We start from the raw sequence: 24566 nt of genomic DNA, 5'->3' as shown, positions 1-24566 counted from the left end.
GCGGCAGCGCGAGGTCAGGCGGCGAGTGAGCCTTCGCGGGCGGCCGGCAGCAGCGCGTCGATGCGTTGCTTGGCCAGGGCCAGCCCTTCCAGGGCGGCCACTTCGCCCATGGCCATGCCTTCCGCGGCGATGAAGGTGACTTCGGTCATGCCCAGGAATGCCAGCATCTGGCGCAGGTACGGCGTCATGGTGTCGGACGGCGTGCCTTCCGCCTTGCCGCCGCGCGACGTCAGCACGACCACCTGTTTACCCTTGACGAGCCCCTCGGGCACGCCTTCCGACGTATAACGGAACGTGACGCCGGCGCGCGCCAGGTGATCCAGGTAGGACTTGAACTGCGCCGGCAGGTTGAAGTTGTACACGGGCACGGCGAAGACGATACGGTCGGCTTCCATCACTTCAGCGACGAGCGAATCGCTCAGTTCGACCAGACGCTGTTGCTCGACCGTGCGCGATTCAGCGGGCGTGAACAGGGCGCCAGCGGTGTTGCCGTCGAAATAAGGAATCGGTTGCGCGCCGATGTCGCGGACCTTGATGGCCGAGGCCGGGTTCGACGCCTTGATGCGGGCAATCAGGTGATCGGCCAATTGCTTGCTGTTGGAACGTTCGCCGAGAATCGAGGAAAGGATGACCAGGGTTTTCATTGCAGATATCTCCAGTGGGTCCGCCCGGGGTGGGCGGTCTGGATCTGTCAGCGCCGCACCCGTCAGGATGATCGGGCGGGGCCTTGCCGCTTCGGCGGCGTTGGCAGATCCGTTGTGCATGGCGACACTGTAGTGGGACCGATTGAATACATAAATACGGGTATGATGAACTGTTCGTTCCAAACATAGAACAATCATGCAAGATCTCAATGACCTCTACTACTTTTCGCAAGTCGTCGAGCAAGGAGGCTTCAGCGCCGCAGCGCGCGCACTGGACATTCCAAAATCCCGTCTATCCCGCCGTATCTCCCACCTTGAAGAAAGCCTGGGCGTGCGCCTTTTACAGCGCACCACCCGCCGGCTTCGGCTGACGTCCGCCGGCGAGCGCTATCTGCACTACTGCCGGGAGATGGCCGCGTCGGCGCGGGCAGCGGACGATGCCATGCGGCAATTGCAGGCGGAACCGACCGGCCCGGTGATCGTGAGCTGTCCGGTGTCGATCGCGCAGGACGTGCTGGCCCCGCTGCTGCCGGAATTCCTGGATGCGTGGCCCGCAATATCGGTGCAATTGCTGGTGACCAACCGGCGGGTGGATCTGATCCGTGAAGGCGTGGACCTGGCGCTGCGGGTGCGCACGAAGCTCGACACGGATGCCGAATTGGTCGTCCGGCATCTGGGCACGGCGCGTGGCACGCTGGTGGCCAGTCCCGGATACTTGCAGCGCCACGGTGCGCCCGATACGCCGCAGGACCTGGCCTCGCACGTGACGCTGAGCTTCAGCGATCCGCAAAACGAAGTGCGGTGGCCGCTGCGCAATGACAAAGGCGAAGAGGTGCAGATCGATTTGAAGCCGCAACTGTCGTGCAACGACTTCATCGTGCTGACGGAAGCGGCCGTGCGTGGACGCGGCATCGCATTGCTGCCGTCGATCGCCACGCAGGAGGAACTGCGCCGCGGGCAGCTGGTGCCGGTACTGCCCCAGTGGCAATCGCCCGAGGGCATCGTGCACTGCATCTATCCGTCACGGCGGGGCATGATGCCCGCCGTGCGGACGCTGCTGGATTTTCTGTCGCAGCGCCTGCCCTCGATGTATCAGCGGCTGGAGAAAGCCGTGACGCCCGCGCCTCAGTAGCCGCGCGAGCGCTCCACGACGCCGGTGATGGATTCGCCGCGCATCAGCTGCGCGACCTTGCCCGCGATCTGTTCGATGCTTTCGTCGCGCAGCGTGCGCGCGGCGATATGCGGCGTGACGTGGACGCGCGGGTCGTGCCAGAACGGGTGGTCTTTCGGCAGCGGTTCGGTGCGGAAGACGTCGAGCGTGGCGCCCGCGATTTCGCCCTCTTCGAGCATCTGCACCAGATCGTCTTCGACCAGATGCTCGCCGCGTCCCACGTTGACCAGATGCGCGTCAGGCAGCAACTGCGACAGCGTTTCGCGGTTGAGGATGCCTTGCGTGTCGGGCGTCAGCGGCAGCACATTGACCAAAAAGCGCGTGCGGCCCAGGAAGGCCGGCAAGGCGGCCTCGCCGGCGAAGGATTCAACGCCTGGGATCTCGCGCGGCGAGCGCGACCAGCCGGCCACGGGATAGCCGAATTCGGCCAGGGTTTGCGCAACGCGCGCGCCAACCTGCCCTAACCCGAGAACGCCCACGGGCCAGTCCGCCTGCCGGGTGCCCTCGCGGGTGTCCCAATGCTGGCGTGCCTGCGCCTGGTCGAAGGCTTCGAAATCACGCGAGACCCGCAGCAGCGCATACAGCGCGTATTCGGCCATCTGCACGGCCATGCCGGCGTCTTCGAGACGCACGATGCGAACGTGGCCCGGGATCTCCGGCATCTTCAGCAAGGCATCGACGCCCGCGCCCAGATTGAAGAGGGTCTGCAAGCCGGTTTCGTGCTGGAAGAGCTGGGCGGGCGGACGCCAGACCAGCGCGACCTCCGCGCCAGACGGCGGGCCGTCGGGATTCCACACCGAAATACGGCAGCCGGGCATGGCGACCTCGAGGCGAGGCACCCAGGCGTCAGGATCGTGATGGGGACAAGCAAAGAGAATGTGCATGGTGGCAGTGCGCGGACGATGAAAACCCCAAGCATGAGGGATGCCGCCGCACAAATCAAACGGCCCGGCGAAGGCCGGGCCGCGTGTGGCAGATGCAAGCCGAGGGATCAGGCCGTCTGCGGCAGCTGTGGCTTGTTCTTGCCCTTGTTGCGGCGAAGGAAGGCCCAGACCTGCAGCGCGATCAGCAAGGCGCTGGCGCCGATGAACCATGCGCTGATCGGACGTTCGACGAACACGGCCAGGTCACCGCGCGACAGCAGCAGCGCGCGGCGGAAGTTCTCTTCGACCATCGGGCCGAGCACGAAGCCCAGCAGAATGGGCGCCACCGAGAACTCCAGCGTCATCAGGACCGCGCCGATCACCCCGAAAGCCAGCACTTCCCAGATCTGGAAGAGACTGTTCTGCGTGCTGTACACGCCCACTGCGATGAAGAACAGCGCCGAGGGGAAAAGGTAGCGGTACGGCACCTGCAGCAGCTTGACCCACACGCCGATGAGCGGCACGTTCAGCACCATGAGCAGCACGTTGCCCACCCAGAAGCTGGCGATGAGGCCCCAGAAGATGTCCGGATGCTCGGTGATGAGTTGCGGGCCGGGCTGGATGCCCTGGATCAGCAGCGCGCCCAGGATGAGCGCCATCACGGCGTCGCCCGGAATGCCCAGGCTCATCGTCGGGATGAAGTCGACCTGCGTCTTGGAATGCGACGACGCTTCCGGCGATGCCACGCCGGCGATCATGCCGGTGCCGAACTTCTCGGGCGTCTTGGAGACCTTGCGTTCCAGCGCGTAGGCGACGAAGGTGGTGATGGTCGGGCCGGTCCCGGGCATGGCGCCGAACAGCGTGCCGACGGCCGTGCCGCGCACCATGGGCCAGAAAGCGGTCTTCAGCTCCTGCTTGCTGGGCCGCATGTCGCGCAGACGCAGCTTGGCGCCGCTGCCGATGATGGTCATGCGGTTCACGCTCATCAGGAAGTCGGCAACGCCGAACAGCCCCATCGAGATCGCAACCAGTTCCAGGCCGTCGGACAGGTCGAGCAGGCCGAACGAAAACCGGATCGTGCCGGTGTTCACGTCGGTGCCGACCACGCCGCACATCAGGCCGAACAGCGTCATTGCCACGCCCTTGAGCGGCGAACCGCGCGACATGGTGGCGCCCGCCAAAAGGCCCAGCAGCATGATGGAGAAGATCTCGGTCGGGCCGAACTTGAATGCGACTTCCACCAGCAGCGGCGAGGCAAAGATCATGACGATGATGCCGACCGATGCCGCGAAGAACGAGCAGATCATCGTGATGCCGAGCGCTGTCCCGCCCTTGCCCTGCTTGGTCAATGGATAACCATCAAGACACGTGACCGCGTGCGGCGGATGCGAAGGCAGGTTGAGCAGGATCGCGCCGATGGCGCCGCCGTACTGCGAGCCGTAGAAAATGCCGGCCAGCATCAGGATGGCGGGCACGGGCTGCATGACGTAGGTCAGCGGCAGGAGGATGGAGATCGCGGACAGCGCGCCCATGCCGGGCAGCACACCGATGAGGTTGCCCACCAGCACGCCGAAGAACGACCACATCAGGTTGTGCCATTGGAACGCGACGCCGAAGCCGTACCAAAGGTCTACCAAAGCTTGAGAAATCATGGCGCATCAACCCCAGCGGAACAGCGGAAGCTGCAGTTGCAGCGCCCACCAGAAAACGACGACCGCAATCGCGGACATGGCGATCGACAGCAGGATGGCCTGTTTGATCGTGTTCTTGCGGTCGCCCAGCGCCGAGATGAAGACGATGGCGAACGTGGCGGGCAGCAGGCCGCCGTAATGGCCCAGCAGCAGGAAAGCCAGGATGCCGAGCAGGATGCAGATGCTGCCGCGAATGTCCGGCATGCCGGTGGGGTGGCCTTCAGCGGGAGCCGGGGCCGCGGGTTCGGCCGAGCGCGCCGACATCGCGATCAGCAGGCCGGTGAGCGCCAGCAGGCCGCCGAGCGCCGCGGGGAAGAATCCCGGGCCCATGTGGCTGAGCGAGCCGATGTGGTAGTCGGTGCCGCCATAGATTGCGGCCATGCCGATAAGGACCATCAGCGCGCCGCCGTAATAGTCCTTTCTGTTGATTGTCTTTTTCACTTCCGTCCTCCTTCCTTGTGCCGGACAGCGCCGGCCTTTCATGCGCTGCACGAAGCGGACAGCGCCCGGCCCCTGACGACAGGCCGGATCGCAGATTACGGAAGGAAGCTGCTAATCCGCTTTCTATGCGCTGTCGCATTCCTGAATCCGGGGGTTATCCCTGATCGGCATGCGCGAAGGCGCGAAAAAAGCGGGTAGTGGGGAAGCGGACGTTGACGGATTGAGCGTCGAGGAAGGCGCTGGGGAGCGCCGCCTTATTGATCGCCCGGTTATTGATCGCCCGATTATTGATCGCCTTTGAGCTGGACCTCGGCGGGCCGCGGATACTGCGACACGGTGGGCGCGAGCGGCAGCCACAGCACCGACGCAAGGCCGACGCCGCCCTGGTCGTTGGGCTCGCCATCGCGCAGTTCGATGTCGCCCTCGTTGCGCCGGGCGTAGGCGCGCGCGATGCCAAGGCCCAGGCCGGAACCGGAGGAGGTCACCGGCTTGTCCGTCCCCACGCGCTCGAACCGTGTGAACGCGCGCGTGCGCATGACGGGATCCAGGCCCGGCCCATTGTCGGACACGGCGACCTCTACCCTGTTGTCGGCACGGCAGACGGAGACCGTGATTTGCGCGCCGACCGGCGCGTAGTGGATCGCGTTGTGCACGAGATTGGACAAGGCCTCGTGCAGCTCGGCCTCGTTGCCGGACACCGGCACCGGCGTGTCCTGGCCGTCTTCGGCATCGGCCTGCACCCAACCCAGATCCTGCTGTTTTTCGTGCGCGAGCGGCAGGTACTGCAAGACGACTTCGCGCGAGACCGCGTTCATGTCGAGCAACTGCCGCGGGGTCTGGCCGGCCTGGTTTGCGTGCGCCAGCGACAAAAGCTGTTCGGTCAGCCGGCGCGTGCGCCCGAGCTGGTCGACGATGGCGCGCAGTCCCTCGCGCACGCGCGCGGGATCGCGTTCGCGCAGCGTGTATTGCGCCTGCGTCAGCATGATGGCGAGCGGCGTGCGCAATTGATGCGAGGCGTCGGCAAGAAAGTTTGATTGCTCGTCCAGCACCCGCCGGTAGCGGGCGATGTGGTGATTGACGGCTTCGACGAGCGGAGCGACTTCGCTGGGCACGCGCGAGGCGTCCAGCGGCGTCAGGTCGTCCGGCCGGCGTCCGCGGATGTCGGCCTGCAGCCGACGCAGCGGCTTCAAGGCCCACGACACGCCCCACCAGACCAGCAGCACGACTAGCGCCAGCATGCGTGAATCGCGCAGGATCTCCTGGCGCCGCGCATTGTTCTCGGCCTCGATGCGCTTGCCGGTGCTTTCGGCCACGACCACCAGCACCTGGCGATGCTGGCCCTGGTAATAGAGATCGCGCACGACGGACACGACCCGCACGGGGTCGTTGCGGTACACGCTGTCGTAGAAGATGGGTTGGCCATTGGATCGGGGCCAGGACGGCGGACGCGGCATTTCCGGCATGCCGAGCAGCGTCTTGCCCTGCGTCTGGGGCACGGGCGCCCCGTCGGGCAAGGGCGGATCGATTTCCTCGATGCGGAAATACTTGCGCAGGCCCGCCCGCGATTCGAGCATGACCTGCGCGTAGAGCGGCGTGGCAACCTGCAGGTTGCCGTCCGGCGTGAATTCCAGGCTGCTTTCAAGCACCCGCGCGGGTTCGACCAGCGCGCTGTCGTAGGCTTCGTTGGTGATCTCGGCCAGGGTGCGGTAGTCGTTCAGGCTGTCGATGACCAGCAGCACCACCACGCCGGGCAGCAGCAGAATGATGAGAAGCGCGCGGATGCCGACGCGCGGCAGCCCGGGAATCCGCAGGCTCACTTAGGGTTCCGCGGACTCGCTGGCGACGCTTTCCAGCATGTAGCCCAGCCCGCGCACGGTCACGATGCGCACGTCGCTGCCGGCCAGCTTCTTGCGCAGGCGGTGCAGCACGACCTCGATGGCGTCCGGATTGGCTTCGCTGTCGTGCGTGAAGACCTTGCCGAACAATTGCGACTTGTCCACCGGGTAGCCGCTGCGCGTCAGCAGCGCCGCCAGGGCGGCGTGTTCGCGCGGCGTCAGGAACAGCAGCGATCCGTCCAGCGTGAACGCACGGCTTTCGCTGTCGTAGGAGAGCGAGCCGCACTGCAGGCGCGGATGCTGGCGGCCGCGGCTGCGGCGCACGAGCGCCGTCAGGCGCGCTTCGAGTTCCTCGAGGGCGAAGGGCTTGGTCAGGAAGTCGTCGGCGCCGAGATTCAGGCCGCGCACACGGTCCTGCAACGCACCTTGCGCGGTCAGGAGCAGGACGGGTGTGCGGTCGTCGCGGTTGCGCATTTCCCGGAGAACGACCAGACCATGCTTATCGGGCAGGCGCAAGTCCATGACGATGGCATCGTATTCGGTGCCCGCCATGAAGGCTTCGGCCGTGCGCGCGTCCGCCGCGTGATCGGGCACGAACCCGCTCTGGGCGAGCGCGCGCATCAGCCAGGACGCCATGTCCCGTTCGTCTTCAACCAACAATATGCGCATGACCGTCCGTTCCTTCGGGCAAATTCTCTGCAGCCCGCTGACCATGCACCCGTTGGCGCAGGTAGCGGGTTTCGTGATGGCGCCGAAAGAGGATAGCCGACAACTCGTTCAACGCCTGGGTATAGACGTCTCGCTTGAACTCGATGACGGCATCCAGCGGAACCCAGTACTGGCTCCAGCGCCAGGCGTCGAATTCCGGATGCTGCGTCGCGCGCAAGCAAACATCACTGTCACGTCCCACCAGGCGCAACAAGAACCAAATCTGTTTTTGTCCTTTATAGTGGCCACGCCACTCACGCCGGACAAAGTGATCGGGCACGTTATAACGTAACCAATCGCGTGTACGCCCCAAAATACGGACATGCTCGGGCTTCAGGCCCACCTCTTCATGGAGTTCGCGATACATGGCCTGCACCGGGCTTTCGCCATACTTGATGCCGCCCTGGGGGAACTGCCACGCATGTTCCCTGATACGCTTGCCCCAAAAGACCTCGTTTCTAGTGTTGACGAGAATGATGCCGACATTGGGGCGGTAGCCTTCGCGGTCAAGCATGGGCCACCCCCACCGAATTCAATACAATTACGGTCGATTATACGTATCTGCTGCCACCTTTAAACATGCGCGCATCCAACTACCACATCAACACCCTCAAAGAAGCCCCGTCCGAAGCGGAAGTCGCCAGCCACCAGCTGATGACCCGCGCCGGCATGATCCGCAAGCTCGCGGGCGGCATCTACACCTACATGCCGCTGGGCCTGAAGGTCATCCGCAAGGTCGAGGCGATCATCCGCGAAGAAATGAACGCGGCGGGCGCCATCGAGCTGCTGATGCCCGTGGTGCAGCCGGCCGAGCTCTGGCAGGAATCCGGCCGCTGGGAGCAGTACGGCGCCGAACTGCTGCGCATCAAGGATCGGCACCAGCGCGATTTCGTGCTGCAGCCGACGTCCGAGGAAGTCATCACGGACATCGCGCGCAATGAAATCCACAGCTACCGCCAGTTGCCGCTGAACTTCTATCACATTCAGACCAAGTTCCGGGACGAGCGCCGTCCGCGCTTCGGCCTGATGCGCGGCCGCGAGTTCACGATGAAGGACGCGTATTCCTTCGACCGCGACGAAGCCGGCGCCCAGCGCAGCTACGACACCATGTTCGCCGCCTACATGCGCATCTTCGGCCGTCTGGGCCTGGAGTTCCGCGCGGTGGCGGCCGACACGGGCTCCATCGGCGGCACGCGCAGCCATGAGTTCCAGGTTATTGCCGACACGGGCGAAGACCTGCTGGTCTACAACGCGGACTCGGACTACGCCGCCAACATCGAGCTGGCCGAGGCGCCCAGCCTGTACCCCACCCGCGCCGCTGCCGCCCAGGCAATGGAAGACGTCGCGACGCCGGGCGCCGCCAAGTGCGAGGACGTGGCCAAGCTCCTGGACATTCCGCTGGAACGCACGATCAAGTCGATCGTCCTGGCCACCGACGGCGAAAAGGGCAAGGTCGACATCTGGCTGCTGCTGCTGCGCGGCGACCACGAACTGAATGAAATCAAGGCAGGCAAGCTGCCGGGCCTGTCGGGCTTCCGCTTTGCCACCGAAACCGAGATCGTCGAATACTTCGGCTGCAAGCCCGGCTATCTGGGCCCGGTCAAGACGGCCAAGCCGGTCCACGTCATTGCCGACCGCACCGTGGCCAACATGGCCGATTTCGTGTGCGGCGCCAACCGCGAAGATTTCCACACCCAGGGCGTCAACTGGGGCCGCGACCTGCCCGAACCCGAACTCGTGGCCGACCTGCGCAATGTGGTCGCCGGCGACCCCTCCCCCGACGGCAAGGGCACGCTGTCGATCCAGCGCGGCATCGAAGTGGGCCACGTGTTCTACCTGGGCAAGAAGTACTCCGAAGCCCTGAAGGCCACCTTCCTGGACGAAACCGGCAAGCCCGCCGTCCTGGAAATGGGTTGCTACGGTATCGGCGTGACCCGCATCGTGGGCGCTGCCATCGAGCAGAACCATGATGCGCGCGGCATCATCTGGCCCCGTGCGCTCGCGCCGTTCGAGGTCGTAATCTGCCCGGTGGGCTGGGGCAAAAGTGAAACGGTGCGTGACACCGCGCAAAAGCTCTATGAATCCCTGCTGGCGCGCGGCGTTGATGTCGTGCTGGACGACCGCGATGCCCGCCCCGGCGTCATGTTTGCCGAGTGGGAACTGATCGGTGCGCCGCTGCGTGTAACAGTTGGAGAACGCGGCCTGAACGATGGTGTGGTGGAATTGCAGGCCCGCCGGGAAACCGAAGCGGCCAAGATTCCGGTAGAGTCCGCGCTTGAAGCCGTGCTGACCAAGCTCGACACGCTTTAACCTTGTAGCCACTACGGACTTTCCGCGTCCCGACCCGCATAACATCTGTTGAGTACCGTGACCGACCCGAAGTCCGCCGAATCCACCCTGCAAGTCCGCGTCTACTACGAAGACACGGATGCCGGCGGGGTGGTTTTCTACGCCAACTACTTGAAATTCCTGGAGCGGGCCCGCACCGAATGGCTGCGGGACCTTGGCGTCAACCAGTCCGGACTGGCCGCCAGCGAGCAACGGCTGTTCGTTGTCCGCGCCCTGGACATGTCCTACCGCAAACCGGCCAGACTGGACGATTTGCTTACCATACGCAGCCGAGTCACCAAACTGGGCCGCGCTTCGATACACTTCGCGCAGCGCGCGGAGCGCAACGGGGAACTGCTTGCCGAAGGCAACATCCAAGTCTGTTGCGTCGATGCCGTTCACATGCGGCCGGCGGAGTTGCCGGCTGACATTCGCGCAAAACTGGAATTCATTCAGGAATAACCATGCAAGTCACCAACGACATGTCGTTGCTTTCGCTGATTTCGCACGCCAGCGTGCCGGTCCAGCTCATCATGCTGATGCTGTTGGGCATCTCGATCATGTCCTGGACCTACATCTTCGCCAAGCGCATGGCCATCAAGCGGGCCCATGATCAGACGCGCCGCTTTGAAGACGACTTCTGGTCGGGCGGCGACCTGTCGATGCTGCAGCAGGCCGTGGCCTCGCGCCGCGACGAGCAAGGCGCCCTCGCCCGCATCTTCGATGCCGGCATGACCGAATTCCTGAAGGCCCGCCGCGNNAGCGGCGACGCCACGGCCGTGCTGGACGGCCCGCGCCGCGCCATGCGCGCCGCCTACCAGCGCGAAATGGACTCGCTGGAATCCCACCTCAACTTTCTGGCGTCAGCCGGTTCGGTGTCCCCGTACATCGGCCTGTTGGGCACGGTCTGGGGCATCATGCACGCCTTCATCGGCCTGTCGAACATGCAACAGGCCACGCTGGCCTCGGTGGCCCCCGGCATTGCCGAGGCGCTGATCGCCACCGCGATCGGCCTGTTCGCCGCCATCCCGGCCGTGGTTGCCTACAACCGTTTCACGAATGACATCGACCGCATCTCGATCCGCTTCGACAGCTTCGTCGATGAATTCCTGAACATTCTGCAACGGCAGGTGCGCTAATGCCCTCGGTAAGCTCGCGCGGCAGGTCCGGCCGCCGCATGAAGGCCGACATCAACGTGGTGCCGTACATCGACGTGATGCTGGTGCTGCTGGTCATCTTCATGGTGACCGCGCCCCTGATCACGCCCGGACTGATTCAGCTGCCGTCGGTGGGCGCCGCCTCCGACGTGCCGGTCAAGCCCCTGGAAGTCCAGATTTCGGAAGACGGCAAGATCGCACTGCGCATGCGCGAAGCCGGAGCCACCATGCAGGACATCGCGCGCCCCGAACTGGTCGCGCAAGTGCGTTCGCGCATTACCGCGGAAACGCCGGTGGTGATTGCCGCCGACGGCAAGGTGCCCTACGAGACGGTCGTGAAGGTCATGGACGAGCTGCGCACCAACGGCATCACCCGCCTGGGCCTGCTGGTGGACCAGTCCGGCGCCGCCTCCCAGCCCGTCCCCGCCAAGAAACGCTAACGCGCCGCCCTCCGCCGGCCTGGCCGGCATGCACCGCACATGACGCCACCCATAATTCGACACCGCAGCGGCCCGCCGGCCACCCCGCCCAACAACGACAACCGGAATTCGCTGATTCTGGCTGTGGCGGTGCACCTGCTGCTGCTGGTTGCCCTGATCTTTGGCGTGAACTGGCATACCGAGAACCCTGGCCCCGTCCAGGTGCAGCTCTGGGCAGACGGCAATTCGCCCGTCTCGCCGCCGCCCACGCCCCAGCCCGAACCGCCCAAGCCGCAACCCAAGCCCCAGCCCGAGCCGGAGCCGGAAAAGACGCCTGAGCCGCCCCCTCCTCCGCCGCCCCCGCCGCCGCCTCCCGAGCCCGAACCGCAGGTTCAGGCCAAGACCGAGGAAGTCGATCCCGAGATCGCCATCCAGGAAGCCAAGAAAAAGCGGGAGCAGGAAGAGAAGGCACGCGAAGCCGCCGAGGCCGCCAAGGAAAAGGCGCGTCTCGAGGAAGAGCGCAAGCAGGCCGAACTAAAGGAAAAGAAGCGCCTGGAACAGGAACGCCAGGCGGCCGAGAAGGCAGCTGCCGAGAAGGCTGCGGCTGAAAAGGCTGCCGCCCAGAAGGCGGCTGCGGAGAAAGCTGCCGCCGAGAAGGCCGCCGCTGAAAAGGCCGCAGCCGAGAAGGCCGCTGCTGAAAAGGCGACTGCCGAGAAGAAGGCCAAGGAAGAAGCCGCCAAGAAGGCAGCTGCTGAAAAGGCTGCCGCGGAAAAGGCCGCTGCCGAAAAAGCCGCGGCTGAGAAAGCTGCGGCCGAAAAGGCTGCTGCCGAGAAGGCTGCCGCCGCCAAGAAGGCCGCCGCCGACAAGGCGCTGAAAGACGCGTTCCGCAACGACGCCCTGGGCGCCGCCGGCATTCCGGGCGGCACCGCCGACCGCAACCAGGCTGGCGGCGGACGCGACAGCGGCTACGGCGCCAAGGTCCGCGCCTGCGTGCAACCCGGGGTGGCGTATCCGCCCCCGCCCCGCAGCGGCTCGGGAAATCCGACCGCGCAATACCGGGTACAGTTAGGTTCTGACGGGAAGGTGAATGGCGTTACGTTGACCAGTTCTTCTGGCAACTCCGGCTTCGACCGCGCGGTCGAGACCGGCATCCGCCGTTGCAACCCGTTCCCGAAGCCCTCGACGGGCCGCTACGAACCCATTATTGACGTTGTCTACAGAATGTATGACTGACAGGAGATTGACGAACATGACTCCCGCTTATAGTCGACGAGTACCCACTCTCGCGCTCTGGAGAGCGTATGGAATCGGACTGCTGATGGTGGCGCTTGCCTGCCTGATGGCCATGAAGCCCGCCCACGCACAATTGCGTGTCGATATCTCCGGCACCGGCGCCACGCAATATCCCGTGGCCATCGCCGACTTCGCCGTTGACGATACCCACGGCCGCGCGCTGGCCGAAGTCATCCGCGCCGACCTTACCCGCACCGGCCAGTTCCGCCTGATCAACGCGGCCGGCTCCGGCCTGAACGTCGATTCCCCGATCGCCCATGACGACTGGCGCGGCAAGGGCGCCGACTTCATCGCCTACGGCAGCATCACGCGCGGCGCCGATGGCCGCTACGACGTGCGCTACCGCCTGGCCGACACGGTCAAGAAGTCGCAGCTGGACGGCGTGGCCTTTTCGGGCACCGAGCAGGAACTGCGCCGCGTGGCCCACCAGATCGCCGACCGCATCTACGAAAAGATCACCGGCGTTCGCGGCGTGTTCTCGACCCGTATCGCCTACGTGCTGAAGAAGGGTTCCACCTACGAACTGCAGGTGGCTGACGCCGACGGCCAGAATCCGCAAGTTGCCCTGCGCTCGCGCGAGCCGATCATTTCGCCGTCGTGGTCGCCCGATGGCGCCAAGCTTGCCTACGTGAGCTTCGAGTCCGGAAAGCCCGTTGTTTACGTGCACACGCTGGCCACCAGCGCCCGCGCACCGGTCGCCAACTTCAAGGGCAACAACAGCGCCCCCGGTTGGTCGCCTGATGGCAGCAAGCTGGCTGTCGCTTTGACGCGTGACGGTTTGTCGCAAATTTACGTCGTTAATGCGGCCGATGGCTCGAATCCGAGCCGAGTTACGCGTTCTCCCGGGATTGACACCGAGCCGAGCTTTACGCCCGACGGCGCTTCCATTATCTTTACGAGTGACCGCAGCGGCGGGCCGCAAATCTATCAGACCGGCTCGACAGGCGGCGAAGCACGCCGTCTCACGTTTAATGGTGGTTACAACATCTCACCCCGAATTTCCCCCGATGGATCGACGCTGCTGTACGTTGCAAGACGAGACGGCGCGTTTCGAATCGCATCTCTGAACTTGTCCACTGGTGCCGAAGCCTTGCTGACTGATGGTCGTGACGATCAGTCGCCCAGCTTTGCGCCCAACGGAATGCAAGTGCTCTACGCCGCCATCCAAAATGGCCGTAGCGTGCTGGCAGGTGTGTCAAGCGATGGACGCGTGCGACAAACGCTTTCGGTACTGAACGGGGAAATACGTGAACCGACTTGGGGCCCATTCATTACCCGATAACACGTGTGACTCTCTTTGCAAAGGAACTATCATGAAGTCGCGCATTGCCAAAAGCCTAACCATCGCCGCTCTGGCTGCCGCCCTGGCAGCTTGCAGCTCCGTCCCTCTCGACGATAAAGCGGGTCAGGGTGGAGGCGCTGGCCAAGGATCTTCGGCCTCTGGCCAAATCCTTGATCCTTTCAACCCCCAAAGCATCCTGGCGCAACAGCGCTCGGTGTACTTTGATTTCGACAGCTACACCGTGTCGGACCAATACCGTGGCCTGGTCGAAACCCATGCCAAGTACCTGGCTTCGCACCAACAGCAAAAGATCAAGATCGAAGGCAACACCGACGAACGCGGCGGTGCTGAGTACAACCTGGCCCTCGGCCAGCGTCGTGCCGACGCCGTGCGTCGCATGATGACCCTGCTGGGCGTCAGCGACAACCAGATCGAAACCATCAGCTTCGGCAAAGAAAAGCCGCGCTCGACGGGTACGACTGAAGCCGACTTTGCTGAAAACCGCCGCGCCGATATCAACTATCTGCGCTAAGATTTTCGCTTAGTCTGGAGCCCTACCTCGCGTCGGGACGGCCAGCCGGCCGTCCCGACGTTTGTTTTTATACCCGGGAATATTCATGCGCGATTACGTTCTGTCCCTGCGTCCCCTGATTGTGGCCACTGGCCTGGCGCTTGGCGCCCTCACGGCCCCCGCTCACGCTTTTTCCGACGATGAAGCCCGCAAGGCCATCCTGGATTTGCGCCAGCAGGTGCAGCAGCAGAACGAGCAAAGCCAACGCGCCAAGCTGCAACTGGCCGACCAGATCCAGTCGTTGCAGCAGGAAATCGCCCAACTGCGCGACCAGCTTGAACTGGTGTCGCGCCAGCAACCGAGCGCCAAGCCGGGCACCGCGCCGGGCAGCGCCAATCCCCCGGGCGCCTCTGCCGGCGATCCCCAGGAACAGACCGCCTATGACGGCGCGATGGATCTGTTCCGCAAGGGCCAATACAAGGAAGCGGCCGAATCGCTGGCCGCCTTCACCGCGCTTTATCCGAACAGCCAGCTCGCGCCCAGCGCCCAGTTCTACCAGGGCAGCAGCCGCTATGCGCTGAAGGACTTCAAGGGCACCATCGAGCAACTGAATGCCATGGTCCAGAAGTCGCCGGATAACGCCCGCGCGCCCGACGCGCTGCTGATCATTGCCGGCAGCCAGATCGAACTGAACAACCGCGCCGGCGCCAAGACCACTTTGCAGCGCATCGTTCGCGACTATCCGACCACGCCGGCCGCCACCACGGCCAAGAGCCGGCTGCAACTGCTGCAGTAATGCGGCACGCCGCAAGCGCGGCAGGCGCTTACCGCCACATTCTTCGCCGCCGGGCGGGGCTCATCGCCCTGCTGCTGGCGGCGATTCTGTTTGCGCTGCTGATCGACTTCACCGTGGGCCCGTCCGGCCTGCCCTGGCGCGCGCTCTGGCAGACGCTGGCCGCGCCCGGCGACGCCGATCCGACCTATCGCGTGATCGTCTGGGAAATCCGCCTGCCGTCCGCGCTGATGGCCGCGCTGGTGGGCATGGCGCTGGGCCTGGCGGGCGCCGAGATGCAGACCATCCTGAACAACCCCCTTGCCAGCCCGTTCACCCTGGGCGTGTCGTCGGCGGCCGCCTTTGGCGCGTCGCTGGCGATCGTGCTTCAGTTCGGATTGCCCGGCATTCCCGCCAGCTGGCTGATTGCCGCCAACGCCTTTTTGTTCTCCCTCTTGGCGGCGCTGCTGCTCGATGCCGTGGCCCGGTGGGGCGGCATGAACACCTCGGGCGTCGTGCTGTTCGGCATTGCCATGGTGTTCACCTTCAATGCGCTCGTGTCGCTGGTGCAGTTCACGGCCAGCGCCGAGGCCTTGCAGAACCTGGTGTTCTGGACGATGGGCAGCCTCGCGCGTTCAAGCTGGACGACCGTGGGCGTGCTGGCGCTGGCGTTTGCGGTGGCGCTGCCGCTGGCCATGCGGCAGTCGTGGAAGCTGACCGCGTTGCGGCTGGGCGAGGATCGCGCCGCGAGCTTCGGCGTGGACGTGCGCCGCGTGCGCGTGTCCGCGTTGGCGCGGGTGAGCTTGCTGTCCGCGCTGGCCGTGGCATTTGTGGGAACCATCGGGTTCATCGGGCTGGTCGCGCCGCACATTGCACGGCGGCTGTTCGGCGAAGACCACCGCTTTTTTCTGCCGGGCAGCGCGCTGGTGGGCGCGGTGATCCTGTCGCTGGCGTCCATTGCGTCCAAGAATCTGATGCCCGGCGTGGTGGTGCCCGTGGGGATCGTGACCGCGTTGGTCGGCATTCCCTTCTTCGTTTCCGTCGTGCTGCGCCGGCAATTGCCATGACGACACCGGCTCGCACAACCCAATCTGCCGGACTGGCGGGGCAAGCGCTGACGGTGGGCTACGGGCGCGAGGACGTCCTGCACGACCTGGCGATCCCCGCGCTGGCCGCGGGCGAGGTGACGGCGCTGCTGGGTCCCAACGGCAGCGGCAAGTCGACGTTGCTCAAGGCCCTGGCGGGCCTGGTGCGGCCCCGGACGGGCAGCGCGGCGCTGGAGGGACTGGACCTGACCCAGCTGGACCACGGCGAGCGTGCGCGCCACGTGGTGTATCTGCCGCAGAGCCTGCCCGCGGCGGTTCACCTGCGCGTGTTCGAATCGGTACTGGTCGCGGCGCGCGCGAGCGACGCCGCGGCGGGGCCCGTTGATCTGCAGGCCATCGACCAACTGCTGGCGCGGCTGGGTATTGCACATCTGGCGCTGCACTATCTGGACGCCCTTTCCGGCGGACAAAAGCAACTGGTGGGTCTGGCGCAGGCGCTGATCCGCCATCCGCGCGTGCTGTTGCTGGACGAGCCGCTATCGGCCCTGGATTTGAACTATCAGTTCCACGTCATGCGGCTACTGCGGCAAGAGACGCGAGAGCATGGCCTCATCAGCCTGATCGTCTTGCACGACTTGAACGTGGCTCTGCAGCACGCGGACCAGGCGGTGATGATTCACGAGGGGCGTCTGCACGCCGCGGGAGTGCCGGCGGAGGTCATCACGCCGGATTCGCTGGCTGCCGTTTATGGCGTCGAGGCACGGGTGGAATCGTGCTCGCAGGGGCGGCGACAGGTGCTGATCGACGGGCTGCAGGCGCACCCCGGCTGACCAGGGGCGGACCGCAGCTCATTGCTGCGGCACAGGCCGGGTCTCCGGCTTCATGCTCAAATCCGAATCCCAGACCTCAAGATCAAACCGGGGCCTTCAGGCCCGCAGCGCCACGTCCGCGACCGGCGCGCCGGTCATGTCCGCCAGTTGGGCAGGCGTCAGGTTGAACACGGTGTGCGGATGGCCGGCGGCGGCCCACAGGCTTTCGTAATTGAAGAGATCCGCGTCCAGCAGCATCACGGGCTTGACCGCGTGGCCGATGGGGCAGACGCCGCCGATGGCGTAGCCGGTCATGTCGCGCACAAAACGCGCATCGGCCTTGGCCAGCGGGCCGACCTGCGCCGCGACCTTGGCTTCGTCCACGCGATTGGCGCCGCTGGCGATGACGAGCACCGGTGCATCGTCAGTGGCGCGGCGAAAGATGATGGACTTGGCGATCTGGGCAACTTCGCAGCCCAGGCCCGCAGCCGCTTCCGCCGAGGTCTTGCCCGACTGGGGCAGCACCACCACGGGTTTGTCGTGCCCCATGTCCACCAGCAGGCGCGCAACGCGCTGGGCGGATTCCGGCAAGTCGGCGATGGATTCTGGCGACATCGATGAGAACTCCGTTCAAGAAAACAGGCGCGCGGGCGGACTGCCGCCGACGCGCCGCAGACGAGTGTATCAGCGTCCGGCACGCCCGCTGCGGCGCCATGCCGGGCTAGAATGCGGGCCTGGCCCCTCCTCCCGATTCACATGCGTTCCGAACCCGTTCTGCCCCTGCAAACCGCGTCCATCGGCGGTTACGCCATGTCCTATACCGAGTACGGCAGCGGCACGCCGCTAGTGCTGGTGCATGGCTCGCTGTCCGACGCCCGCTACTGGAAGTCGCAGATGGCGCCCCTGGGGCGTTCCTTCCGGGTGCTGGCCGTGTGCCTGCGACGGTATTGGCCGGAGACCTGGGACGGCGAAGGCGGCGGCTTTTCGGTCGAGCAGCATGCCAGCGACGTGCTGGAATTCATCGACACGGTGGCCGGCGGGCCGGCCCATCTGGTGGGACATTCGCGCGGCGGGCGCGTCGCGCTGGAAGCCGCTCTGCGCCAGCCCGATTCGCTGCGCAGTCTTACTCTTGCGGACCCCGGCCTGTCGCTGCCGGGCTGCAAGGATGAACGCGGCGGTTTCCGCCAGCGCGCCCTGACGCTCATCCGGCAAGGCGACATCGAAGAAGGGCTGGCCCTGTTCGTGGACACCGTGACCGGACCCGACACCTGGCAGCGCATGGTGCCTTGGTTCAAGGAGATGGTGCGTGACAACGTGGGCACGCTCTTTGGTCAGGTGGACGAGCAGCCTGACATCTTGACGCCCGCGCAGATCGGCAGCCTGACGATGCCGGTGCTGCTGATCGGCGGCGCGCTCAGTCCGGCGCCCTATCCGGCCGTGCTGGATGCGCTGGCGCAGTGGCTGCCCCAAGCCCAGCGCCTGGATATCGTGGGCTCATCGCACGGCATGAACCTGGGCAATCCGCGCGCCTTCAACGACGCCATCCAGGAATTCCTGGGCGGATAACGCACGCGCCCTTCAGGGTTCGACCGACGGCGTGTGCTTCAGGCGGCGCAGCACAAAGGTGGAGCGGCTGTGCCGCACACCGCGCAGCTTATACAGGCGCTTGCGCAGGAATTCCTCGTAGCCCTCCGTGCCCGCCACGGCGACCTTGATGAGGTAGTCGTACTCGCCCGTCACCAGAAACGCCTCGACGACTTCGGGCAGGCGGCTGATCTCTTCACCAAAGCGCGCCAGCGTGTCGTCGTCGTGGTGTTCCAGCGTGACTTCGATCATTACCGTATCCGGCAGCCCGAGCGCCTTCTGGTTCAGCAAAGCTGCATATCCTTCGATCACGCCGGCCTCTTCCAAAGCCTTTACCCGGTTCCAGCACGGCGTCGGCGACAGGCCGACCATGTCGGCCAGCTTCAGATTGGTCAGCCGACCGTCCGCGCGCAGCGCGCGGAGAATCTTGCGGTCGGTTTCATCGAGTTTGGGCAATGTGGGCATCGCGGGCGATATGTGAAGACAGAATCCCTGCAAGAGCGGATTCTACCGAAAGAAGATTCTCCATATTGCCGCAAACAGGCGGGAATCAGGAAACCTATTTTGCGCGTGGGCACGTAGACTTTCCCCAAGGCGCGCACCTATCCCGCACGCCCCGATTCGGCGCTTTCGCTGCGGCACAACCCGGCGGGCGCGCCGGCAGTTCCCACGCAGCAAGCCCGCGCGCCGATCCGCGCGGCCGGAAATCATGCCCAACGCAGCAGCACCCGCAAAACCCGGTCTCGGCCTGACCGGCGCCGTCATGCTCTTTAGCGCTCCGGCGCTATTCGCTTCAAACATGGTCGCAGCCCGCTGGGCCCACGACGCCAACCTTCCCCCCGTTTTTCTTGCGTTCGGCCGCTGGTTGATTGCCCTTCTGATCCTCTTGCCGTTCGCCCTCCCCGCGCTGCGCACGCATCGCCGCGCGCTGTGGCGTGGCTTGCCGGCGCTGTTGCCCTTGGCCGTGCTGGGGATGGGCGTGGCGGTGGCGCCGCAATACATCGGCGCGCAGACCACCAGCGCCACCAACATCGCGCTGATCTTTTCGTGCAGCCCGCTGCTGGTGACGCTGCTGGAAGCCGTGATCTGGCGCAAGCCGCTGTCCGCGCCGCGCGCGGCCGGCCTTGCGCTGGCGCTAGGTGGTGTGTTGGTGGTGCTGACACGCGGTGACGCCAATGTGCTGGCCCGGCTGGCGTTCGGACAGGGCGACCTGTGGGTGTTGCTGGCAGCCACCGGGTGGGCGTTCTACACGGTGCTGCAGAAGCGTCTGACCCTGCCGGCGGTGCCCGACAGCGCGCGGCTGGCGACGATGATGTTGGGCGGCGTGCTGGCGCTGGCGCCGTTCGCGGGCATTGAGTCGGCCGCCGGCATGGCGCCGCCCTGGACGGATCCGCGCCTGGCGGCGGTGCTGCTGTTCCTGGCGGTGGTGCCTAGCCTGGGCGCCTATTTCGTGTACGGCCGGCTAATCAGCGTGGCCGGCCCTGCGACCGCGGGCCTGTCGATGTTCCTGGTGCCGGTCTACGCCGCGCTGCTGGCCTGGCCGCTGCTGGGCGAGGCACCGCAGCTTTTTCATGCGTACGGCTTTGCGATGATCCTGCTGGGCGTGAAGCTGGCCGCGTCGCGGCTGCGCCCGGCGACGGCCGCGGCCGCCGCCTGAAACGCTGTTGCCTGAAACGCTGCGGCCGGAAAACCCGCCGCAGGGAAATCAGCGGCCCGCGCCCTGCGCCGCCATGATTTCCTGCGCCACCTGACGCGGCGCTTCGGCGTAGTGCTTGAACTCCATCGTGTACGTCGCGCGGCCCTGTGTCAGCGACCGCAGCGACGTCGAATAGCCGAACATCTCGGCCAGCGGCACTTCGGCACGCACGACCTTGCCGCCGCCGCCCGCGATGTCTTCCATGCCCTGGACCATGCCCCGGCGCGACGACAGGTCACCCATGACATTGCCGGTGAAGTCCTCGGGCGTCTCGACCTCGACCTGCATCATGGGTTCCAGCAGCACCGGATCGGCGCGCCGCATGCCTTCCTTGAATGCCATCGAACCGGCCATCTTGAAGGCGTTTTCGTTCGAATCGACGTCGTGGTACGAGCCGAAGAACAGCGTCGCCTTCACGTCCACAACCGGATACCCCGCCAGCACGCCGGCGTTGAGGGCTTCGCGGATGCCCTTGTCCACCGCCGGAATGAACTCGCGCGGCACGACGCCGCCCTTGATGGCGTCGACAAACTCGTAGCCCTTGCCCGCTTCCTGCGGTTCAAGCTTGAGCACCACGTGGCCATATTGCCCGCGGCCGCCCGACTGCTTGACGAACTTGCCCTCGACCTCGTTGCAGGTCTTGCGGATGGTCTCGCGGTACGCCACCTGCGGCTTGCCCACCGTGGCTTCCACGTTGAATTCGCGCTTCATGCGGTCGACCAGGATCTCCAGGTGCAGCTCGCCCATGCCGGAGATGATGGTCTGCCCGGACTCTTCGTCGGTGCGCACGCGGAACGACGGGTCTTCCTGCGCCAGGCGGCCCAGCGCGATCCCCATCTTTTCCTGGTCGGCCTTGGTCTTGGGTTCCACGGCCTGCGAGATGACGGGCTCGGGAAAGACCATGCGTTCAAGGATGATGATGTGCGACGGATCGGTCAGCGTGTCGCCGGTGGTGACGTCCTTGATGCCCACGGCCGCGGCGATGTCGCCCGCGTAGACTTCGGTGATCTCGCGGCGCTCGTTGGCATGCATCTGCAGGATGCGGCCCAGGCGTTCCTTCTTTTCCTTGATCGGGTTGTAGACCGAGTCGCCGGATTTCACCACGCCGGAATACACGCGGAAGAACACGAGCTGCCCGACAAAGGGATCGGTCATGATCTTGAACGCCAGCGCGGAGAACGGCTCGTTGTCGGTGGGGTGACGCTCGATCTCGTTGTCGCGCTGGTCGTGGCCCTTGATGGCGGGCACGTCGACCGGCGACGGCATGTAGTCGATGACTGCATCCAGCATCGCCTGCACGCCCTTGTTCTTGAACGCGCTGCCGCACAGCATCGGGACGATCTCGTTGGCGATCGTGCGAGCGCGCAAACCTTCCTTGATTTCCGCTTCGGTCAGGGCTTCGCCGGACAGGTATTTTTCAAGCAGGGTTTCATTGGCCTCGGCCGCCTTTTCCACCATCTTGTCGTGCCACTCCTGCGCCTCGTCCTGCAGGGCCGCGGGGATGTCCACGTACTGAAATTTCACGCCCTGGCTGGCGTCGTCCCAGATGATGCCTTTCATCTTGACGAGGTCGATCACGCCTTCGAAGTGGTCTTCGGCGCCGATCGGCAACTGGATGGGCACGGCGTCGCCCTTCAGGCGCTCGGCGATCTGGCGCTGCACGCGTAGAAAGTCCGCGCCTACGCGGTCCATCTTGTTGACGAAAGCCAGGCGCGGCACGCGGTACTTGTTGGCCTGGCGCCAGACGGTCTCGGACTGGGGCTGCACGCCGCCCACGGCGTCATAGACCATGACGGCGCCGTCGAGCACGCGCATGGAACGTTCGACCTCGATGGTGAAGTCGACGTGGCCCGGTGTGTCGATGATGTTGATGCGGTGTTCGGGGTAGTTGCCCGCCATGCCTTTCCAGAAGGCGGTGGTGGCGGCCGACGTGATGGTGATGCCACGTTCCTGCTCTTGTTCCATCCAGTCCATCACCGCGGCGCCGTCATGGACTTCGCCGATCTTGTGGGTGATGCCGGTGTAGAAGAGGATGCGCTCGGTGGTCGTCGTTTTGCCTGCATCAATATGGGCGCTGATGCCGATATTGCGATAAAGCTCGATGCGCGTCTTGCGGGTCATGGCCTCTTCCTACGGTTGGATGAAGATGCGTAAATATTACGCGCCGTGCGGCAAGATACAAGCCAAAAACGGGCCGCTGAAGGGTCTTTGCGAGGGCAATGAGTTTGGCCCCGCCATACCAACGTATAAGTGAATGCGCGGCGCATAAAAAAGCCCCTCCGGGGGAGGGGCTGTGGCGCATGCGGCGGCGCGCGGTGCGCACCACTTTGGCGCGCAATTACTTCTTGTCTTCCTTGACGCGATACACCAGCACGGCGGTGGTGGCCAGCGACAGCACCTTGGCGGTGACGCTGCCCAGCAGCAGGCGCGACAGGCCGCTGCGGCCGTGGCTGCCGATGAAGATCAGGTCGCAGCCGGCGTCGGTGGCGGCCTGGACGATGCCGTCGGCGACGTTGAAGTTGGACACCGCGCGCGCATCGGCTTTGACGCCGGCGGTGTCGGCGCGGTCGATGATCTGCTTGAGGTACTTGTCGGCTTGCTCGGCGGAGGCCTTTTCGTAGTCTTCGTCGGTGATGGCATAGGCCGCGGCCATGCCGTCAAAACCGATGGTGGCCGCGAACGGCTGCGTCACGTAGAGGGCGACGACTTCGGCGCCAACCGAGCGCGCGAAGCAGATACCTGCGTTGGCGGCTTGCGCCGAGAGCGGAGAACCGTCGGTGGGAATCAGGATCTTCTTGAACATCTTGCCTGCTCCTGTTTTAAAGGAATCTTTATGCTACCGGAAAGCCGCCGGGTCCACATCCGTCGAACCGGCGGCCTTGACGAGGGTCAAGGCCGGGTTTATCCCAACTGCTGGGCAGCCGCGAACAGGTTCGTGCAGCGGGTGCCGGTGCGGCAGTATGCCAGGACCGGGCCCGGCAGGGTGCGCAGCAGTTCCGCAAAGCGCGCGACGTCAGCGGCCGTCATGGCGCTGCCCACGACGGGCTGGTATTCGATCTGCAGACCGGCTTCCTGCGCGGCGCGCGACACGTCGGCGGCGGTGGGCTGGTCAGGACCGCCCTCGAAATCGGGGCGGTTGATGATCACGCTCTTGTAGCCGGCGGCGGCCACGTCGGCCATGTCGTCGGGACCCAGTTGCGGGGCGACGGCAAAGTTCTGGGTGAGAGGCTTGATGGGTGCGGACATGACGGTTCCTTCGGTGACTGGCGATGTGGCTCGGAATTATTGATTGTAGGACCCGTTCTGCGCGAAAAGTTTTTCCAGTTCGGCCCAGATTCCCCGGTGGTCGGCAACGGACACCGAAAAGCGCAGCATGGTGGACGGCGCCTGCGTCGGCGAAAACAATGTGCCGGGCGCCAGCAGCAGGCCGCGGTCCGCAGCTTCGCGCGCCAGCACCTCGGAATCGCGCCCGCAATCGGCCCAGACGAACATGCCCCCGTGCGGCTCGTGCGGGATGGTCAGGCCCAGTTTCACCAGCCCTTTCATGCACCGCTGGCGCGCGTCGTCGACCCGGTGCCGCACGCGCTCGATATGGCGCCGGTACTGCCCTTCCATGAGCACCCGGTGCACGACGCGCTCGCCGAGTTCGGGCGAGGTCAGACCCGCCAGCATTTTCAGGTCGGCCAGCTTCTGCAGCAGTTCGGAATTGGCGGCCACATACCCGACACGAAGGCTGGCCGCCAGCATCTTGGAATAGCCGCCCACGTAGATGACGCGGTTCAGCCGGTCCAGCGCGGCGAGCTTGATGGCGCCCCCCGGATGCAGCTCGCCGTAGGTGTCGTCTTCGACCACCATGAAATCGTGGCGCTCGGCGATGCGCAGAATGCCGTAGGCCGCTCCCGCGGACAGGGTGTGGCCGGTGGGATTGTGGACCGAGCCATTGATGATGAAGAGCTTGGGCTTGTGCTGGGCGGCCAGTTGCTCGAGCAGGTCGAGATCGGGGCCGTCCGGGCCGCGCGGCACGCCGATCAGGCGGGCGCCAAAGGCCGCCAGCCGGCCGAAGATCACGAACCAGGCCGGGTCCTCGACCAGGACGGTATCGCCCGGCTTGACCAGATGGCGCGCGATGAGGTCCAGCCCGTGGGTGACCCCATTGGTCGTCAGCAGGTTGAGCTCGGGATGGGCCGGCACGCCCTCGTTCTGCAGGATCGCGGCGATCTGCTGGCGCAGCGGCGCGAAGCCCTGGGGGCTCCCGTAGCTGACGAGGTTGGCGCGGACCGAGCGGCCGACGGCGCGCACGGCGCCCGCCACCATTT

The 24566-nt window shown here is 65.2% G+C and carries 26 protein-coding genes; 13 read left to right on the top strand and 13 right to left on the bottom strand.

Translation table 11 applies throughout. The annotated features are described in order from the left end of the window. Positions 1 to 14: 14 nt before the first annotated feature. Complete coding sequence (locus B3446_RS20790; protein ID WP_291384624.1) at positions 15 to 644, bottom strand: FMN-dependent NADH-azoreductase; 630 nt, start codon at positions 642 to 644, stop codon at positions 15 to 17. A gap of 196 nt (positions 645 to 840) precedes the next feature. Between B3446_RS20790 and B3446_RS20785 the strand changes: the two genes are divergently transcribed. Then, positions 841 to 1776: a LysR family transcriptional regulator gene (locus B3446_RS20785; protein WP_191579510.1), complete on the top strand. Its 936-nt coding sequence runs from the start codon at positions 841 to 843 to the stop codon at positions 1774 to 1776. Here B3446_RS20785 and B3446_RS20780 read toward each other — a convergent pair. From B3446_RS20780 to B3446_RS20755, 6 genes are all read right to left on the bottom strand, one after another. Then, entirely contained in the window at positions 1770 to 2699 is a 930-nt protein-coding gene (locus B3446_RS20780; RefSeq protein WP_291384621.1) for a 2-hydroxyacid dehydrogenase, read from the bottom strand. The two genes, B3446_RS20785 and B3446_RS20780, sit on opposite strands and share 7 nt — an antisense overlap. A 107-nt stretch (positions 2700 to 2806) precedes the next feature. Beyond that, the gene (locus B3446_RS20775; protein WP_175139058.1) at positions 2807 to 4330 is read right to left on the bottom strand and encodes a tripartite tricarboxylate transporter permease; all 1524 of its coding nucleotides are present in this window, start codon (positions 4328 to 4330) and stop codon (positions 2807 to 2809) included. 6 nt (positions 4331 to 4336) lie between these two features. After that, a complete protein-coding gene (locus tag B3446_RS20770) occupies positions 4337 to 4765 on the bottom strand; it encodes a tripartite tricarboxylate transporter TctB family protein (protein ID WP_291384644.1) in 429 nt (142 codons plus the stop codon). Between the two features lie 329 nt (positions 4766 to 5094). Beyond that, entirely contained in the window at positions 5095 to 6627 is a 1533-nt protein-coding gene (locus B3446_RS20765; protein ID WP_175125350.1) for a sensor histidine kinase, read from the bottom strand. Then, a complete protein-coding gene (locus B3446_RS20760) occupies positions 6628 to 7314 on the bottom strand; it encodes a response regulator (protein WP_056327910.1) in 687 nt (228 codons plus the stop codon). Then, positions 7295 to 7867: an RNA pyrophosphohydrolase gene (locus tag B3446_RS20755; RefSeq protein ID WP_056327909.1), complete on the bottom strand. Its 573-nt coding sequence runs from the start codon at positions 7865 to 7867 to the stop codon at positions 7295 to 7297. The genes B3446_RS20760 and B3446_RS20755 overlap by 20 nt, the downstream gene beginning before the upstream one ends. A 65-nt stretch (positions 7868 to 7932) precedes the next feature. Here B3446_RS20755 and B3446_RS20750 point away from each other — a divergent pair, with 65 nt between their 5' ends. The 10 genes from B3446_RS20750 (at position 7933) to B3446_RS20705 (ending at position 16991) form a co-directional block, all read left to right on the top strand. Beyond that, positions 7933 to 9663, top strand: coding sequence for a proline--tRNA ligase (locus B3446_RS20750; RefSeq protein ID WP_191579508.1), 1731 nt, complete (start codon positions 7933 to 7935; stop codon positions 9661 to 9663). A gap of 57 nt (positions 9664 to 9720) precedes the next feature. Next, positions 9721 to 10143 (top strand): tol-pal system-associated acyl-CoA thioesterase, encoded by a 423-nt coding sequence (gene ybgC / locus B3446_RS20745; protein ID WP_056564208.1) that lies wholly within the window; start codon positions 9721 to 9723, stop codon positions 10141 to 10143. 2 nt (positions 10144 to 10145) lie between these two features. Continuing rightward, positions 10146 to 10820, top strand: coding sequence for a protein TolQ (gene tolQ / locus B3446_RS20740; RefSeq protein WP_291384617.1), 675 nt, complete (start codon positions 10146 to 10148; stop codon positions 10818 to 10820). After that, positions 10820 to 11278, top strand: coding sequence for a protein TolR (gene tolR / locus B3446_RS20735; protein ID WP_105237338.1), 459 nt, complete (start codon positions 10820 to 10822; stop codon positions 11276 to 11278). The genes tolQ and tolR overlap by 1 nt, the downstream gene beginning before the upstream one ends. 39 nt (positions 11279 to 11317) lie before the next feature. Further along, the gene (gene tolA, locus B3446_RS20730) at positions 11318 to 12490 is read left to right on the top strand and encodes a cell envelope integrity protein TolA (protein ID WP_291384614.1); all 1173 of its coding nucleotides are present in this window, start codon (positions 11318 to 11320) and stop codon (positions 12488 to 12490) included. Between the two features lie 16 nt (positions 12491 to 12506). Beyond that, positions 12507 to 13832, top strand: a complete 1326-nt coding sequence (gene tolB, locus B3446_RS20725) for a Tol-Pal system beta propeller repeat protein TolB (RefSeq protein WP_175186389.1) — start codon at positions 12507 to 12509, stop codon at positions 13830 to 13832. A gap of 31 nt (positions 13833 to 13863) precedes the next feature. Then, the gene (gene pal / locus B3446_RS20720) at positions 13864 to 14364 is read left to right on the top strand and encodes a peptidoglycan-associated lipoprotein Pal (RefSeq protein ID WP_056564223.1); all 501 of its coding nucleotides are present in this window, start codon (positions 13864 to 13866) and stop codon (positions 14362 to 14364) included. 85 nt (positions 14365 to 14449) lie between these two features. Next, a complete protein-coding gene (gene ybgF, locus B3446_RS20715) occupies positions 14450 to 15139 on the top strand; it encodes a tol-pal system protein YbgF (RefSeq protein WP_191578155.1) in 690 nt (229 codons plus the stop codon). After that, positions 15139 to 16182 carry a FecCD family ABC transporter permease gene (locus B3446_RS20710; protein WP_291384609.1) on the top strand — a complete coding sequence of 348 codons (1044 nt, stop codon included), beginning with the start codon at positions 15139 to 15141 and terminating at the stop codon, positions 16180 to 16182. The genes ybgF and B3446_RS20710 overlap by 1 nt, the downstream gene beginning before the upstream one ends. Beyond that, positions 16179 to 16991, top strand: coding sequence for an ABC transporter ATP-binding protein (locus tag B3446_RS20705; protein WP_291384607.1), 813 nt, complete (start codon positions 16179 to 16181; stop codon positions 16989 to 16991). Before B3446_RS20710 ends, B3446_RS20705 begins: the two co-directional genes overlap by 4 nt. Positions 16992 to 17087: 96 nt before the next feature. On the opposite strand, the gene B3446_RS20700 is transcribed toward B3446_RS20705, so the two are convergent. Continuing rightward, a complete protein-coding gene (locus tag B3446_RS20700; protein ID WP_291384605.1) occupies positions 17088 to 17585 on the bottom strand; it encodes a YbaK/EbsC family protein in 498 nt (165 codons plus the stop codon). Between the two features lie 141 nt (positions 17586 to 17726). Here B3446_RS20700 and B3446_RS20695 point away from each other — a divergent pair, with 141 nt between their 5' ends. Beyond that, the gene (locus tag B3446_RS20695) at positions 17727 to 18536 is read left to right on the top strand and encodes an alpha/beta fold hydrolase (RefSeq protein WP_291384603.1); all 810 of its coding nucleotides are present in this window, start codon (positions 17727 to 17729) and stop codon (positions 18534 to 18536) included. A 12-nt stretch (positions 18537 to 18548) separates the two neighbouring features. On the opposite strand, the gene B3446_RS20690 is transcribed toward B3446_RS20695, so the two are convergent. Further along, positions 18549 to 19019 (bottom strand): Lrp/AsnC family transcriptional regulator, encoded by a 471-nt coding sequence (locus B3446_RS20690; protein WP_175125365.1) that lies wholly within the window; start codon positions 19017 to 19019, stop codon positions 18549 to 18551. 244 nt (positions 19020 to 19263) lie between these two features. Here B3446_RS20690 and B3446_RS20685 point away from each other — a divergent pair, with 244 nt between their 5' ends. Continuing rightward, complete coding sequence (locus B3446_RS20685) at positions 19264 to 20211, top strand: DMT family transporter (protein WP_291384601.1); 948 nt, start codon at positions 19264 to 19266, stop codon at positions 20209 to 20211. 48 nt (positions 20212 to 20259) lie between these two features. On the opposite strand, the gene fusA is transcribed toward B3446_RS20685, so the two are convergent. The 4 genes from fusA to B3446_RS20665 form a co-directional block, all read right to left on the bottom strand. After that, on the bottom strand, positions 20260 to 22371 hold the full coding sequence (gene fusA, locus B3446_RS20680) for an elongation factor G (RefSeq protein ID WP_191578161.1): 2112 nt from the start codon (positions 22369 to 22371) through the stop codon (positions 20260 to 20262). A 217-nt stretch (positions 22372 to 22588) separates the two neighbouring features. Then, positions 22589 to 23053, bottom strand: coding sequence for a universal stress protein (locus tag B3446_RS20675; RefSeq protein ID WP_175125369.1), 465 nt, complete (start codon positions 23051 to 23053; stop codon positions 22589 to 22591). Between the two features lie 98 nt (positions 23054 to 23151). After that, a complete protein-coding gene (locus B3446_RS20670; RefSeq protein WP_062838528.1) occupies positions 23152 to 23496 on the bottom strand; it encodes a TIGR01244 family sulfur transferase in 345 nt (114 codons plus the stop codon). 36 nt (positions 23497 to 23532) lie between these two features. Next, on the bottom strand, positions 23533 to 24566 hold a 1034-nt coding region (locus B3446_RS20665; protein ID WP_291384596.1), incomplete at its 5' end, for a PLP-dependent aminotransferase family protein.

This window comes from Achromobacter sp. UBA5777, assembly GCF_002418565.1.
Lineage (GTDB): Bacteria > Pseudomonadota > Gammaproteobacteria > Burkholderiales > Burkholderiaceae_B > Achromobacter > Achromobacter animicus.
The sequence above is the reverse complement of the archived record's forward strand: the minus strand, read 5'-3'. Positions and strand labels throughout refer to the sequence as shown.